13 protein-coding genes and 1 tRNA gene are annotated in these 14084 nt (G+C 69.0%); 4 read left to right on the plus strand and 10 right to left on the minus strand.

Annotated elements, in window-relative coordinates:
- Positions 1-23: 23 nt before the first annotated feature.
- The 4 genes from ACE11G_RS08840 to ACE11G_RS08855 are packed head-to-tail and all read right to left on the minus strand — an operon-like array spanning position 24 to position 3200.
- Positions 24-842, minus strand: a complete 819-nt coding sequence (locus ACE11G_RS08840; RefSeq protein WP_052692428.1) for an SCO1664 family protein — start codon at positions 840-842, stop codon at positions 24-26.
- Positions 839-1603, minus strand: a complete 765-nt coding sequence (locus ACE11G_RS08845) for a DUF3090 domain-containing protein (RefSeq protein WP_006894916.1) — start codon at positions 1601-1603, stop codon at positions 839-841. The genes ACE11G_RS08840 and ACE11G_RS08845 overlap by 4 nt, the downstream gene beginning before the upstream one ends.
- 37 nt (positions 1604-1640) lie before the next feature.
- Positions 1641-2315, minus strand: coding sequence for an MSMEG_4193 family putative phosphomutase (locus ACE11G_RS08850; RefSeq protein ID WP_006894915.1), 675 nt, complete (start codon positions 2313-2315; stop codon positions 1641-1643).
- Between the two features lie 45 nt (positions 2316-2360).
- A complete protein-coding gene (locus tag ACE11G_RS08855) occupies positions 2361-3200 on the minus strand; it encodes an undecaprenyl-diphosphate phosphatase (RefSeq protein ID WP_278127330.1) in 840 nt (279 codons plus the stop codon).
- A gap of 57 nt (positions 3201-3257) precedes the next feature.
- On the opposite strand from ACE11G_RS08855, the gene ACE11G_RS08860 reads away from it, so the two are divergent.
- Positions 3258-4298, plus strand: a complete 1041-nt coding sequence (locus tag ACE11G_RS08860) for a YncE family protein (protein WP_062367487.1) — start codon at positions 3258-3260, stop codon at positions 4296-4298.
- A 43-nt stretch (positions 4299-4341) separates the two neighbouring features.
- Positions 4342-5442 (plus strand): quinone-dependent dihydroorotate dehydrogenase, encoded by a 1101-nt coding sequence (locus ACE11G_RS08865; RefSeq protein WP_375001870.1) that lies wholly within the window; start codon positions 4342-4344, stop codon positions 5440-5442.
- Between the two features lie 18 nt (positions 5443-5460).
- On the opposite strand, the gene ACE11G_RS08870 is transcribed toward ACE11G_RS08865, so the two are convergent.
- Together ACE11G_RS08870 and ACE11G_RS08875 are read right to left on the minus strand one after the other, a co-directional pair.
- A complete protein-coding gene (locus tag ACE11G_RS08870; protein WP_006894911.1) occupies positions 5461-6000 on the minus strand; it encodes a YbhB/YbcL family Raf kinase inhibitor-like protein in 540 nt (179 codons plus the stop codon).
- Positions 6001-6039: 39 nt separating this feature from the next.
- Positions 6040-7371, minus strand: a complete 1332-nt coding sequence (locus ACE11G_RS08875; RefSeq protein WP_006894910.1) for a M20/M25/M40 family metallo-hydrolase — start codon at positions 7369-7371, stop codon at positions 6040-6042.
- 92 nt (positions 7372-7463) lie between these two features.
- Between ACE11G_RS08875 and ACE11G_RS08880 the strand changes: the two genes are divergently transcribed.
- Both ACE11G_RS08880 and ACE11G_RS08885 read left to right on the plus strand, forming a co-directional pair.
- Positions 7464-7549, plus strand: a tRNA-Leu gene (locus ACE11G_RS08880).
- A 121-nt stretch (positions 7550-7670) separates the two neighbouring features.
- Positions 7671-9026, plus strand: a complete 1356-nt coding sequence (locus ACE11G_RS08885) for a ClC family H(+)/Cl(-) exchange transporter (protein ID WP_045540429.1) — start codon at positions 7671-7673, stop codon at positions 9024-9026.
- A 61-nt stretch (positions 9027-9087) separates the two neighbouring features.
- Here the strand turns inward: ACE11G_RS08885 and ACE11G_RS08890 are convergent, their stop codons facing one another.
- The 4 genes from ACE11G_RS08890 to ACE11G_RS08905 all read right to left on the minus strand — a co-directional run bounded on the left by ACE11G_RS08890 (position 9088) and on the right by ACE11G_RS08905 (position 13930).
- Positions 9088-11691 carry an MFS transporter gene (locus ACE11G_RS08890; RefSeq protein WP_082084073.1) on the minus strand — a complete coding sequence of 868 codons (2604 nt, stop codon included), beginning with the start codon at positions 11689-11691 and terminating at the stop codon, positions 9088-9090.
- A gap of 104 nt (positions 11692-11795) precedes the next feature.
- Positions 11796-12608, minus strand: coding sequence for a YceI family protein (locus tag ACE11G_RS08895; protein WP_346076957.1), 813 nt, complete (start codon positions 12606-12608; stop codon positions 11796-11798).
- Positions 12609-12610: 2 nt separating this feature from the next.
- The gene (locus ACE11G_RS08900) at positions 12611-13393 is read right to left on the minus strand and encodes a collagen binding domain-containing protein (protein ID WP_062367488.1); all 783 of its coding nucleotides are present in this window, start codon (positions 13391-13393) and stop codon (positions 12611-12613) included.
- 27 nt (positions 13394-13420) lie between these two features.
- Positions 13421-13930 carry a MarR family winged helix-turn-helix transcriptional regulator gene (locus ACE11G_RS08905; protein ID WP_231650322.1) on the minus strand — a complete coding sequence of 170 codons (510 nt, stop codon included), beginning with the start codon at positions 13928-13930 and terminating at the stop codon, positions 13421-13423.
- Positions 13931-14084: the final 154 nt, after the last annotated feature.

Below are 14084 nucleotides of genomic sequence, written 5' to 3' on the forward strand. Positions count from 1 at the left end.
TGCCCGGCAGTCCGGGTACCCGGTCAGAAGGGCGGCCACGGGATCGCGCGGCTGTGGGGCGGCAGCGGCATCACGCCCACATCGGCGAGCGACTTCGCACGCCGCAGCAGCGCGGCGATCTCCTCCGGGGTGATCAGCGTCGACAGACGCACATGCAGCACGCTGTCCACGTCCTCGAGCACGCCGCTCAGACGCGCCAGGTCGGCACGCTCGCCGGGCGGCACCGGGGTGCCCGCCCATCCCCACAGGATGGTCCGAAGCTTGTTCTCGCTGTGCAGGCAGATCCCGTGATCGATGCCGTACAGCCGGCCGTCGCCGTCGGTCAGGATGTGCCCGCCCTTGCGATCGGCGTTGTTGAGGACGGCGTCGAGCACCGCGAGGCGGCGCAGCCTGTCCTCCACCGAATGAACGAGGATCACTTCATCGCCTCGGTGGTCGTAGGCGTTGAGGACCCCGCGATACCCCTCCGGCACCTCGCCGGCGGGCACCAGATCCACCGGGTCGAGACGGCCGTCGTCCGACGGCGGCTGCTCGATCCACCGCTGGACCATGCCCGCACCCAGATCGATGTCGGTCGGACCGTCCTCGCGCAGCACGGTCTCGGGTATCAGATCCCATCCGAGTGCGTCGCTGATGAGATAGGACGCCACTTCGCGGCCGGCGAGGGTCCCGTCCGGGAAGTCCCACAGCGGTTCCTCACCGCGTACGGGCTTGTACACGCAGCGCATGGCCGTCCGTCCGTCCGACACGGCGCAGGCCACCGTGAGGTTGCTGGCCGAGGCGATGCGGCCCAAAACGGTGAGCTCGCCGGTGGCCAGCAGCTCCAGGCAGTCGGCGTTCACCGGTGCGTGTCGTCCCCGCCCCAGTCGCCGTCGTCCGCGCCGTCACCACGCTCGTCGGTGCCGTCGTCGTCGCTGTCGTCATCAGTGTCGTCGTCCAGTACGGCGTCCTCGTCCTCGACGGTGAACGACGAGTCGAATCCGGGCACCAGCCGACTCAGACTCGCGAGCACCTCCGGGTCGACGAACTCGATTGACCGGCTGAACTCGGCGTCGCGTTTGTAGCCGTTGCTGCGTGCGCAGATGTGCCCCGACGGATCCAGCGGCTGGTCGCACAGGGGACACAGCGGGCGGCCGGCCGCGATCACGCGCATAGAGCGGGCACTGAACTCGCGCGCCTCGTCGGCGGTCAGGAAGACGCGGACGGTGTCCGGTCCCTCCTCGGTGTCGTCGAGGATCACCGACTCGTCCAACGGCTGTTCGGTGACCGCGAGCAGTTCGATCACCACCGCGGCCGCATCGGCGTCCCAGCCCAGACCCATCGAACCGACCCGGAACTCGGAATCGATCGGGCTCTCGAGCGGCGAGACGTCGCCGACGTCCTCGGCCTCCGGTGGAATCGGCGTGCCGAAGCGCCGGCGCACCTCGTCGAGCAGATAGCTGAGGCGGTCGGCCAGGATCAGCACCTGCTGCTTCTCCAGTTCGACGCTCATCAACCGAGAGTCCTGCGACACCTGAATGTAGAAGGTGCGATCCCCCGGCTGACCGACGGTGCCCGCGACGAAACGCCGCGGACTCCGGAATTCGTGGATCGTACGAGCCATGACTCAACGGTACCCGGACGGCGAGCCGTGCTCCCGACTATGCCCCGGTGGACCCGCCCACCGTGGCGCCGGCGGCCATCGGCGGCCGCGGGAGCTCGAGCACCCCGTTGTTGTTGACGGTCTGCACGTAGGGCCGGGCAGCCGAGTAATGGATCACGCTGATCGAACCCGGATCCACCACGATCCGCTGGAACTGGTCCAGATGCATGCCGAGTGCATCGGCGAGCACCGCTTTGATCACGTCGCCGTGCGAGCAGGCCACCCACACGCCCTTCCCGTCGGGACCGCCGTGTACCCGGTCGAGTTCCCGGATCGCCCTGGTCGCGCGGCGCGACACGTCGAGCAGGCCCTCGCCGCCCGGGAACACCACCGCCGACGGCTGCTGCTGCACCACCTTCCACAGCGGCTCGCCGAGCAGTTCGGAGATCTTGCGATTGCTCCAGTCGCCGTAATCGACCTCTTCCAGATTCGGGTCGGTCAGGTGCGGCAGCTCCGGGCGCGCCGCCACGAGCGGTGCGACCGTCTCCGCGCATCGCTGCAACGGCGAGCGGACGACGGCGGTGAGGTCGCCGAGGACGCTGCCGAGCCTGACCGGGAGTTCACCGGCCTGCGTGCGTCCGTGACCGTCGAGCCCCACACCCGGCGTCCGACCCGCGAGAAGTCCCGACGTGTTGGCCGTGGAGCGTCCGTGCCGGACCAGGATCACCGTCATGTCACACAGGTTACTGCCGCACGTGAATCGGGCCCGTCGACGCGGTCACGCCCCGATCGCGCCCACCTGCAGCAGGACGATGACGAGCAGGCCGAGCGCCACGCGGTAGGTCGCGAACCAGACCATCGAATGGTGCGAGACGAACTTGAGCAGCCACGCGATCGAGACGTAACCGAGCACGAAGGCGATGAGAGTGGCCACCGCGATCTGCGAGCCGCTCGCGGCCAGGCCCTCCCCCGCGGGTTCGAACACGTCCTTGAGGCTGAACAGTCCGGAGGCGAGAACCGCCGGAATCGCGATCAGGAAGGAGAATCGGAACGCCGCCTCGCGTTCGAGGCCGACGAACAGACCCGCGCTCGCCGTCGCACCCGACCGCGAGACTCCGGGGATCAGCGCCAGACACTGCGCCGCGCCCATCACGAGGGCGTCGCGCCGGGTGATCTTCTCGAGGGGCCGCTCGCGCGTTCCGACGTACTCGGCGGCGAGGAAGACGAAGGAGAACAGGATCAGCATGATCGCCACCAGCCAGAGGTTCCGGCCTGCGGTGCGGATCTGGTCCTTGAAGACGAATCCGAGCACGCCGATCGGGATGGTGGCGAGAATCACGTACCAGCCCAGCCGGTAGTCCAGACCGCGCCTCGTCCGATCCCGCAGTCCCGCGAACCACGCACCGACGATCCGCCAGATGTCCTTGGCGAAGAAGATGAGAACCGCGAGTTCGGTGCCGAGCTGGGTGACCGCGGTGAACGAGGCACCGGCGTCGTCACCGAACCAGATCTCCGAGATGATGCGCAGGTGGGCCGAGGACGAGATCGGCAGGAACTCCGTCAGGCCCTGGACCGCTCCGAGGACGATCGCCTGGAGCCATGTCATGGTCTCAGTCACGGGGGCTGATGCTACCCATCGAACGGGTCACACATCGGCATCGCGCAAGATGGTGTCATGCGCGCGCGAACCCGACTCACCGCCCTGCTCGTGGCCGTGGCCACGGCCTCCGCCCTCACCGCCTGCGGTCAGTCCGACGACGGCTCCGCACAGAATGTGCCGACTGTCACACCCGCGACACCTGCCGAATCCCCGGCCGACGCCGCCCGCCCGGCGGGCGCGGTCGTCGCCGCGGACGCCGCACGCGCCGTGGTGGCCGGGCACGGTCAGCAGTCGCGGGTCGCGCTGCTGTCGAACGACGGCCGAACCGTGCAGATCTTCACCGATCCGGGCGCCCCGGGTGCGCCCGCGCCGACCTCGGTTCCGGTGCCCGGTCTCGCCGCGCTCACCGCCTCCGGCGACGGTTTCGTCGGTGCCGGAGAGAGCGGGATCGTCCGCATCGATCCCGCCGGCTCGGTGACTGTGACGAAGGCGGATCTGCCCGGCGCACTGTCGGTGGCGACCACCGAGGACGGCCGGACGCTGGTCGGCACCGACCGCGGCCACGTGCTGGTGCTCGACCGCGACGGACAACAACAGCGCGACATCGGCGGGTTCGTCCGCGTCGACGACATCACCGTGGCACCTGCGACCGCCGGCGATCGTGCCGGGCAGGTCGTGGTCCTCGATCGGGCGCAGTCGGCGGTCACCCCGGTCGACATCGACTCGGGGGAACTCAAGGCGGCGCTGCGCGCCGGCGACGGGGCGACCACCTCCATCGTCGATCGATACGGCCGGGTGCTGGTGGCCGGTACCCGCAACAACGAGGTGTACGCGTTCTACGGGCAGCCGATCGTGATGCGCATGCGGGCTCCGGTCGCCGACAGCCCGTACGCGCTGGCCTTCGACAACCGTCGCAACCTGCTGTGGGTCTCCAGCACTGCCACCAATGAGATCGCCGCCTATGACGTCTCCACCGGAGAGGTCATCGAGAAGCACCGGTTCGCGAGCGTCCCGCAGGTCACCTCGATGGACGTCGACCCGGTCAGTGGTTCACTTCTGGCGGCCTCGGGCCGCGACGGCTCACTCCAGGTGATCGCGGCCGATGCGGTCCGGTGACCGCCCCGTACCCGACCTCGCACTCACGACGAAGGCTCTCACGATGCTCAGCACACTGAACCGGATCCTCTACCCGCTGGTCTTGAAGGTCATGTTCCTGCTCGACCCCGAGCGGATCCACGCGATCACCGCTCAGGTGATCCGCCGCTGCGGCTACGCGCCGGGAGTGCGATCGCTGATGGCGAAGCTCTTCGCCACCGATGACCCGATTCTCCGCAACGAGGTCTTCGGGGTCTCGTTCCCCGCACCGATCGGACTGGCCGCCGGCTTCGACAAGAACGCGTCGAGCGTCAACGCGTGGGGGCAGATGGGCTTCGGATTCGCCGAGATCGGCACCATCACCGGTCAGGCGCAGCCGGGCAACCCCGCTCCCCGTCTGTTCCGGCTGCCCGCCGATCGGGCGCTGATCAACCGGATGGGCTTCAACAATCCCGGTGCGGACACCGCGGCCCGCGCGCTGGCTCAGCCCCAGCCCGGACCGGTCCGGGTCCCGATCGGCGCGAACATCGGCAAGACCAAGGTGGTTCCGGTCGAGGATGCCGTCGACGACTACCGGCACAGCGCCCGGACACTCGGGCCCCTGGCGGACTTCGTGGTCGTGAACGTCAGCTCGCCGAACACTCCTGGACTGCGCGACCTGCAGGCCGTCGACTCGCTGCGGCCGATCCTCGCGACGGTCCTGGACGTGGTCGACAAGCCGGTGCTGGTGAAGATCGCACCCGATCTGTCGGACGAGGACGTCGACGCCGTCGCCGACCTCGCCGTCGAGCTGGGCGTCGCCGGCATCGTCGCCACCAACACGACCATCCGGCGCGATTCCCTTGTGACTCCGCGGGCCGAGGTCGAGGCCTGCGGCGCGGGCGGACTCTCCGGACCGCCGGTCGCCGACCGGTCGCTGGAGGTGTTGCGCCGCCTGTACCGACGAGTGGGCGGCCGGGTGGCGCTGGTCAGCGTCGGCGGGATCGAGACCGTCGACCAGGCGTGGGAACGCATCTGCGCCGGCGCCGACCTGCTTCAGATGTACACCGGATTCATCTACGGCGGACCGGTCCGTCTCCGGGAACTGCACGAGGGCATCGCTGCGCGGCTGCGCGCGGGCGGCTACTCCTCGATCCGCGAAGCCGTCGGCTCCGCGGCGCAGTGAGCCGCCCGGCGGCGCGCCCTACTCGGCGGGCTGTTCGAAGACGCCGGTGAGGATCCCGCGCGCGATCGCGCGCGAGTAGAGGTTGAAGCCGAGGAAGGCCGGAGTCGCCTCGGCGGGCAGTTCCAACGATTCGGTGTCGACGGCGTGCACGGCGAACATGTAGCGGTGCGGACCGTGACCGGGAGGCGGACCGGCACCGATGAACTGCTTGAGGCTCGCATCGTTGTTGAGCGTCACGGCACCGGCGGGCAGATCCGCCGACCCCGGCGACCCGGCGCCCGTCGGCAGCGAGGTCACCGACGCCGGGATGTCGGCGACGGCCCAGTGCCAGAAGCCGGAAGCCGTGGGAGCGTCCGGATCGAAACACGTCACGACGAAGCTCTTGGTCTCGGCGGGGAAACCCGACCAGCTCAGCTGCGGGGAGACGTCGTCTCCGCCCGCGCCGAAGATCCCCGAGACCTGCGGCGTCGGGAGGGTCTGGCCCTCGGCGAAGTCGCTCGATGTCACCGTGATCGCCGGCAACTGGGGTAACGCGTCATACGGGTCGTATGTCGTCACTATCGCATCCTTTCGACTGTCCGCACCCGGCCGTTGTCGTCAGCAGTTGCGGAGAAAATGCTCGAAAACCTTGGTACCGAACACGATCGAGTCTACGGGCACGCGTTCGTCGACGCCGTGAAAGAGCGCGGCGAAATCGAGTTCGGGAGGCAGCCGAAGCGGAGCGAAGCCGAAGCACCGGATCCCGAGCTTCGCGAAGGCCTTCGCGTCGGTGCCGCCCGAGAGCATGTACGGCACCGTCCGGCCGTCCTCGTCGTGCGCGAGGATCGCATCGTTCATCGCGTCGACGAGATCGCCGTCGAACCGCGTCTCGTAGGGATCCAGGTGGGTGATCCACTCGCGCTTCACCTTGGGGCCGATCAACTCGTCGATCGTGCGCTCGAACTCGGCCTGCCTGCCGGGCAGCACGCGGCAGTCCACGACGGCCTCGGCGTGCTGGGGAATGACGTTCGCCTTGTAGCCGGCCGACAGCATCGTCGGGTTCGCGGTGTCCCGGAGGGTGGCGCCGATGATGCGGGCGATGTTCCCGATCTTGAACAGGGCGGACTCCAGATCCGGCGTCTCGGGACTGAAATCGAGGCCGGTCTCCTCCGACAGTGCCTCCAGGAACTCCCGGACCGACTCGGTCATCACCAGCGGGAAGCGGTGCGCGCCGATGCGGGCCACCGCGGTCGCGATCTCCGTGACCGCGTTCTCGGCGGCGAGGAACGAACCGTGGCCTGCCTGCGCGTCGCAGGTGAGCCGCATCCACGACAGTCCCTTCTCGGCCGTCTCCACGAGATACAGACGCCGCACACCTCCGTCCGGGCGGTCGACGGTGAGGGAGAACCCGCCGACCTCCCCGACGGCCTCGGTGATGCCCTCGAAGAGATCGGGGCGGTTCTGCACCAGCCAGTGCGATCCCCACGTGCCACCGGCCTCCTCGTCGGCCAGGAAGGCGAAGACGATGTCGCGCGGCGGAACGGTGCCCTCACGTTTGAACTGGCGCGCCAGTGCGAGCGCCATGCCGGCCATGTCCTTCATGTCGACCGCGCCTCGGCCCCAGACGTAGCCGTCGCGGACGGCGCCGGAGAACGGGTGGACGCTCCAGTCCTCCGCCTCCGCGGGCACCACGTCGAGATGCACGTGGATCAGCAGCGCACCGCGGTCCGGATCGGCGCCCGGCAACCGCGCGAACACGTTCCCGCGTCCGGGCATGCCCGACTCCACGTATTCGGTGGCGTAGCCGACCTCCTCGAGCCGCGCCGCCACCCATCTGGCGCACTCCGCCTCCCCCTTGGTGGTCTCCGGCTGTCCGGTGTTCGACGTGTCGAATCGGATCAGCGCACTCACCAGATCGACAACTTCATCGGTCGCTCGCAAGCCTGTCACCTCTTCATTCGTAGGCGATTTGGGATACGGGGGCAACCGTGGTTATTGTTATCCCGCGCAAAGCGGTGCGGAGCGCACGAACAACAGAACAAGTCCGAGTGGCGGAATGGCAGACGCGCTAGCTTGAGGTGCTAGTGTCCTATTAACGGACGTGGGGGTTCAAGTCCCCCCTCGGACACACTTCTCCGGCGGCGGCGACATCGATCGAATCGATGTCGCCGCCGTCGTTTTCGACTTCGACGGTGGTCGCGCCCGCTGCGGTTCGGCCCGACCGCGAGCGGCCGGACGACGATACAGTCATCTGCGTGGACAGGGACCCGGCGAGCAAGACGGAAGACTCCGATTTTCCCGGCACCCGCGTTCTGGTGCTTCTCACGTGTGTCGCCCTCGTCGCCGGCGCGCTGACCGGGCTGGTCGGCGGAGCCTTCCGCTGGACTCTCTCGTGGGCCGAGGAGCGTCGCGCCGATCTGGTCGACTGGGCCGGTGATCACGGACTCGGCGGCACGCTGATCGTCATCGCCGTAGCCGCGGCCTCCGCGGCCGCGGCGGTGGCGATCGTGCGACGGATCCCCCTCGCCGCGGGCAGCGGCATCCAGCAGGTGGAGGCCGTCGAGGACGATGAAGCGCCCGCCGCGCCGTGGTCGGTGATCCCCGCCCGGTTCGCCGGCGGCGTGCTCAGCATGGGCTTCGCGGGAATGGTGCTGGGCCGCGAGGGCCCCACCGTGCACATGGGCGCGGCGATCGGCGCGGCCGCCGCACGCCTGATCCGTGCGACGTCGGACGAGATCCGGGTGATGCAGACCGCCACCGCCGGCGCCGGACTCGCCGTGGCCTTCAACGCCCCGATCGGCGGTGCACTCTTCGCCTTCGAGGAGGTCGCCAAGAAGATCCGGCTGCGCTACGCGGTGTGGACGCTCACCGCGGTGGCGGCTGCCGTCGCCTGCAGCCGGCTGATCCTCGGCGACGCTCCCGACTTCCGGGCGGGCGGGATCGACAATCCGTCGCCGGACCGTCTGTGGGTCTTCCTCGTCTTCGGTGTCGTCGTCGGCGCCCTCGGAGTGGTCTACAGTCGGCTGCTGCTCCTGTTCGTGGATCTCGCCGCGCGCATCAGAGTGCCAGCGGTGGTTCTCGGCGCCCTCGTCGGCGCGGGCATCGGCATCCTGGCGATCACCGTGCCCTCGGCGGTCGGTGGCGGCGACGACCTCGCCCAACGTCTGCTCGACGCCCAGCGGACGGCATTCTGGATGATCCTCGCGATCATCGCCATGCGGTTCGTGACCGGACCGGTCTCCTACGGCACCGGAGCGCCCGGCGGTCTCTTCGCCCCGATGCTCGCACTGGGAGCGCTGACGGGAGCCGGCTTCGGCCGGATCCTCGAAGCGCTGTACGCGCCCTTCGGCGATCTGACACCTGCGCTGGTGGTGGTCGGAATGAGCACCTTGTTCGCGGCGGTGGTCCGCGTACCCCTCACCGCGATCGTCCTGGTGATGGAGATGACCGCGGTGACGGCACTGACGGTGCCCATGGCGGTGGCGGTGACCGCCGGTGTCGCGACCGCCTCGCTGGCCGGGTCGAAGCCGGTCTACGACGCACTGCGCGAACGATACCTGCGCGACATCGGCGTCTCGGGCGTCGCCGTACGCCCGCACGACTGACAGCGGCGCGGACGCCACCGAAGATCGGTGACGCCCGCGCCGCGTGCCGGGTCTGCCGCGGTCAGCCCTGTCTGCTGCCGACCCCGGTTCCGAGCGTGATGTCGAGCGTGTTGTCGCCGTCGGCGGTCACCGTGGTCTGCACCGCGCGCGGCTCGTACATGCTCGCGACGACGGTGAACCTGTCGTCGGTGAGACCCTCGATGCGGTAGCGCCCGTCGGCGTCGGTCCGGGCCGTGGCGACGATGGTCCGATCCGAGCCGATCGCCGACACGGTCGCTCCGGCAAGCGGGGTGCCGTCCGCGGCGCGCACGTACCCCTGGACGCCGCCGATGGCGTCGAGCACGATGTCGATCGCCACGGCGTCTCCGGCGGTCACCAACTCGCTGCTCGCCTGGTAGCCGGGCGCCGAGGCGGTCACCGCCACGGTGTCGCCGTCGGTGAGGCCGCCGATCGAGAACTCGCCGTCCGAGCCGGCCTGCGCGGTGGCCAGCACCGAACCGGTCTGATCGGTCACGACCAGCCGGGCGGGCAGCGGGCGCTGCGCGTCGCGGACGCGCCCGGTCAGCACGGCTGCGCCCGAGAGCGAGAAGTCCCGGCGCAGTCCCACGTCCCCGACCGTCGACACACCGACGGCCTTGGGGCCGCGTCCCGGCGCGGTGGCGATCACCGTGTACGCCCCACTCTCCAGTCCGCCGACTCGGTACGAACCGTCCTCGGCGACGGTCGCGCCGCCGGCCTGCCGTCCTTCGCTGTCGGTGACGGTGATGGCCGCCCCGGCGAGCGGCGCACCGTCCGGACCGGTCACGGTTCCGGACAGCTGAGCGCCCGACGGGGAAGCGAAGCTCTCCGACGGCGTCTCGGCGACGAGGGCGACCGGCGATCCGACACCGGCGTCTCCGGCGACCGCGGCGATCTCGGCGCCGACCGTCTCATGGCTCGCCGTCAGCGGCTTCCGGGCGCCGGTGAACACCGACGCGATCGCACCGAGCACGCAGCAGATCAGGGCGAAGGTGAACGCGGCGGTGAGACCGTCCGCGAACGGATCGCTGATCAGGTGCGGGAAGAAGTCCAGTCCGGTCAGATGCTCGACGCTGGCCTGCGGCAGTCCGTTCAGCGCCTGGCCGCCGACCTGCTGGATCGGGTTGTAGCCGAGGAACGCGGCGAACAAGATGCCCACGGTCGGCAGACCGGCGATGGCCTGCGCGGGTTGCGCGGGCATGCCGTTGGCGGTGAGACCGTCGAACATCGCCGACGGCAGCGTGCTCGAGAGACCCGCGATCATCAGCGAGAAGAACAGACCGATCGACAGGACCATCGCCGCGTTCTGGAAGGTCGTCATCATCCCGGCACCGGAGCCACGCGAGGTGACCGGCAGGCTGTTCATCACTTCGGCACGGTTCGGGGAGGCGAACAGGCCCATGCCGATGCCGTTGACCACGAGGATCACGGCGAACACCCAGTAGTCGAAGTCGACGGGGATGGCGATGAGGGCCGCGAAGGTGCCCGCGGTGATCAGCAGACCGAGGGTCGTGAACCACTTGGTGCCCAGCTTGTCCGAGAGCGCGCCCGACACCGGCGCGGAGACCAGGAAGCCCACGGTCATCGGAACCATGTAGATGCCCGCCCACAGCGGTGTCTGCGAGTAGTCGTAGCCGTGCTGCGGCAGCCAGATGCCCTGCAGCCAGATGATGAGGATGAACTGCAGACCGCCGCGCCCGATGGACGCCATCAGGTTCGCGATGTTGCCGAAGGTGAACGACCGGTTGCGGAACAGCGACAGTTCGAACAGCGGGCTGTCGACGTGCATCTCGATGAACACGAAGACCGCGAGGACGAAGGCCCCGCCGACCAGTGCGGCGAGCACCCAGGGGTTGCTCCAGCCCATGTCCGATGAGCCGTACGGCTGGATGCCGTAGGTGATGCCGACGAGGATCGCGATCAAGCCGACGGCGAAGGTGAGGTTGCCCCACCAGTCCATCTTGGCCTTGCGGCGCTCGCCGGTGTCCCGCAGCTTCAGGTAGGCCCAGATGGTGCCCACGACGCCGAACGGAACGGAGACGAGGAAGATGTAGTGCCACTGGATCGGGGCCAGCACGCCGCCGATCAGGAGGCCGAGGAACGAGCCGGCGATCGCCGCGACACCGTTGATGCCCATCGCCAGACCGCGCTGGTTGGCAGGGAAGGCGTCGGTGAGGATGGCCGATGAGTTGGCCATCAGGAAGGCGCCGCCGACACCCTGGATGACGCGCCAGAAGATCAGCCAGATGGCGGCCTGCGACCCGTCGAACCAGGTGATCGCCAGGAAGATGGACGAGACGGTGAACACCGCGAAGCCCATGTTGTACATGCGCGCTCGGCCGAACATGTCGCCGAGCCGGCCGAAGCTCACCACCAGGACCGCGGTGACGACGAGGAAGCCCATCATCATCCACAGCAGGTAGCTGGTGTTCTGGGGTTCGAGGGGATTGAGGTTGATGCCCTTGAAGATGTCGGGCAGGGCGATCAGCACGATGGAACTGTTGATCGTGGCGATCAACATGCCCAGGGTGGTGTTGGAGAGCGCGATCCACTTGTAGTTGGGACCGAGTTCTTCGAGGGTCTGCTGGCGGGCACCGCCGGCCGGGCCTGTGCCGCCGGCGGTGTCTGCAACTGTTTTGGTCGACATGCGAACCTTTCAGGACTAATGCGGTGAATCAGTGCTTGCGTTGAATCAGTGCTTGCGACGGTTACGCCGAAGATCGGGTGGGCCGTGCGCCGCGGAGGCGTCGATCACGTCTCCGGCGAGCGGACGGCCTGGATGTCGAGCCGGACGCGAGCGGTGTTGCCGATCTGCGCGGCTCCGCTGACGAGTTTGTCGTCGAAGCTGATCCCGAAGTCACGGCGCCGAAGGGTCGCCGTGGCTTGGAAGCCGGCGCGGACGCCGCCCCACGGGTCCTCGGTCTGCCCGAGGAATATCAGCTCGAGCGAGACCGGGACGGCGGTGTCACGCAGGGTCAGCGTTCCCTCGAGCGTCCAGGTCTCGTCGGACGCCGGGCGCACCCGCTCGGCGTGGAAGAGGGTCGTCGGGTAGCGCTCGGCGTCGAAGAACGCATTCGATCGCAGCACCTCGTCGCGCATCCGGTTGTCGGTGTCGATGCTGGCGGTCGAGATCTCCGCCGTCACCGACGACTGCTCCGGATCGTCGCCGACGACGATGGTGCCCGTGAACTCGGTGAAACGGCCGCGGACGGTCGCGATCCCGAGGTGACGGACGCTGATGTCGATGGTCGAATGCGAGCCGTCGATCTCCCAGCGGCCGGCCTCGGGGGTCGGCGATCCGCCGACCCGGGCGAGAGTGACCTCGCCCAGACCGACCGCGCCGGGACCGGACACGACGGCGGTGCGAGCGGCCGGCCGGAAGCCGTCCGCGGCGGCGACCACGGTGTACATCCCCGCGGCCAGGTCGTCGACGCGAATGTGTCCGTCGCCGTCGGACCTGACGATCGCCGCCTGCTGTCCCTCCTGCGACATGACGGTCACCACGGCGGTGTCGATGCCGCGGCCCGCCGGAGTCGCCACGCGTGCTGTGAGCTTTGCGGTCATGGTCACCGCCCCTGCACGCCGAGGACGAACTCGTGATTGACGAATCGTCCGGCCCGGACGTCGACGGTCGCGGCCACCGGCGCGTAACCGTTGGCCAGCACCGTGTAGTCGCCGGGGGTGAGATCGGTGAAGCTGTAGCGCCCGTCCTCGTCGCTGAACACACTGGCCGCCATTGAGCCGTCGGCGGCCAGCAGCGACACCTGGCTGTGGCCGATCACTCCCCCGTGCGCGTCGGTGACCAGACCGGACAGAGCGACGGCGGAGCGCATCTCGACGACCACCGGCTGCGAGGAACCCGCGGTGTGAGCGACGGTTCTGGCGGTCGCCTCGAACCCTGGCGCGTTCACCACCAGCGTGTATCCGCCCTCGGCCACGCCGCGCAGTTCCCATCGGCCGTCGGCGCCGGCGACCGCCGTCGCGACCACGTGCCCGGACGGGGCGGTCGCGGTCACCACGGCACCGGCGATCGGTGCGCCGTCGGCGGCGCGGACGAGACCGCCGAGCGCGGAATGGGCGGACAGCACGATCTGCGTCTGGATCGGGGCACCGGCCATCATCGCCGTCACCGCCGCCGGTTCGTGCCCGGTCGCCGACGCGGCGAGCACGTACTGGCCGTCGGCCGCGACGTGGGCGGTGAACGACCCGTCGTGCCGCGCTGACGCGACAGCGACCTGACTCCCCTGCTGGTCGATCACCGTGACGGTGGCATCCGGGACGGATCCGCCGCGCTCGTCTCGGACGGCGCCGCGAATCAGCCGAGAATGTCCATCGACTGCATTCCGCACAGAGTTCCTCCCTCGTTTCTCAGGCAGTCAACGATCGGCCGGGTGCGCGGACGGCTGGGCCGCACCGGCTGTGACCAGCTCACACATCGTGTCGGCGAACAGTGCGATCGACCGGACCACCGATTCCCGTTCGCACTCCGGCAGCCGATTCAGGGCGGTCTCGTACAACGAGATCCGCTCCGAGTTGGCGTCCCGGACGTATGCCTGCCCGGCCGGCGTCAGATCGAGCATGCTGACTCGACCGTCGTGCGGGTCGGGTGTACGCGACACCAGGCCCGCGCTCTCCAGCGAGGCGATGCTCTTCGACATCGACGCCGTGGTCACCTTCTCCCGCTCCGCGAGATCGGTGGGCCGCACCGGGGCGAGCTCGGCGATGGCCCACAGGGTGGCCGCCTGCGACGATGTCAGCTGCTGCTGACCGACACCGCGCCGCACGGCGCGGGTCAAGCGGATCACCGAGAGCGACATCAGCGCACCGTCGGCGATCCGGTGCTCACCGGCCTCACGGTCCGCGCCGTTGTCCGTCACTGTTCGCACGCTCCGACATTTAGATAGTTGACTGCAGTTAAGTAATACTCAGCCAGACTAGACCCGGAAGAGGTCTGTTCAAAAAGTTCAGCGCATGTGAGATCCGCAACAAAGGCTTGCGTGATCGGGCGATTCGGACGCACGTGACATCTCGGCGCCCGCC

Source organism: Gordonia sp. PS3 (assembly GCF_041950545.1).
In the GTDB taxonomy this organism is placed as follows: domain Bacteria; phylum Actinomycetota; class Actinomycetes; order Mycobacteriales; family Mycobacteriaceae; genus Gordonia; species Gordonia sihwensis.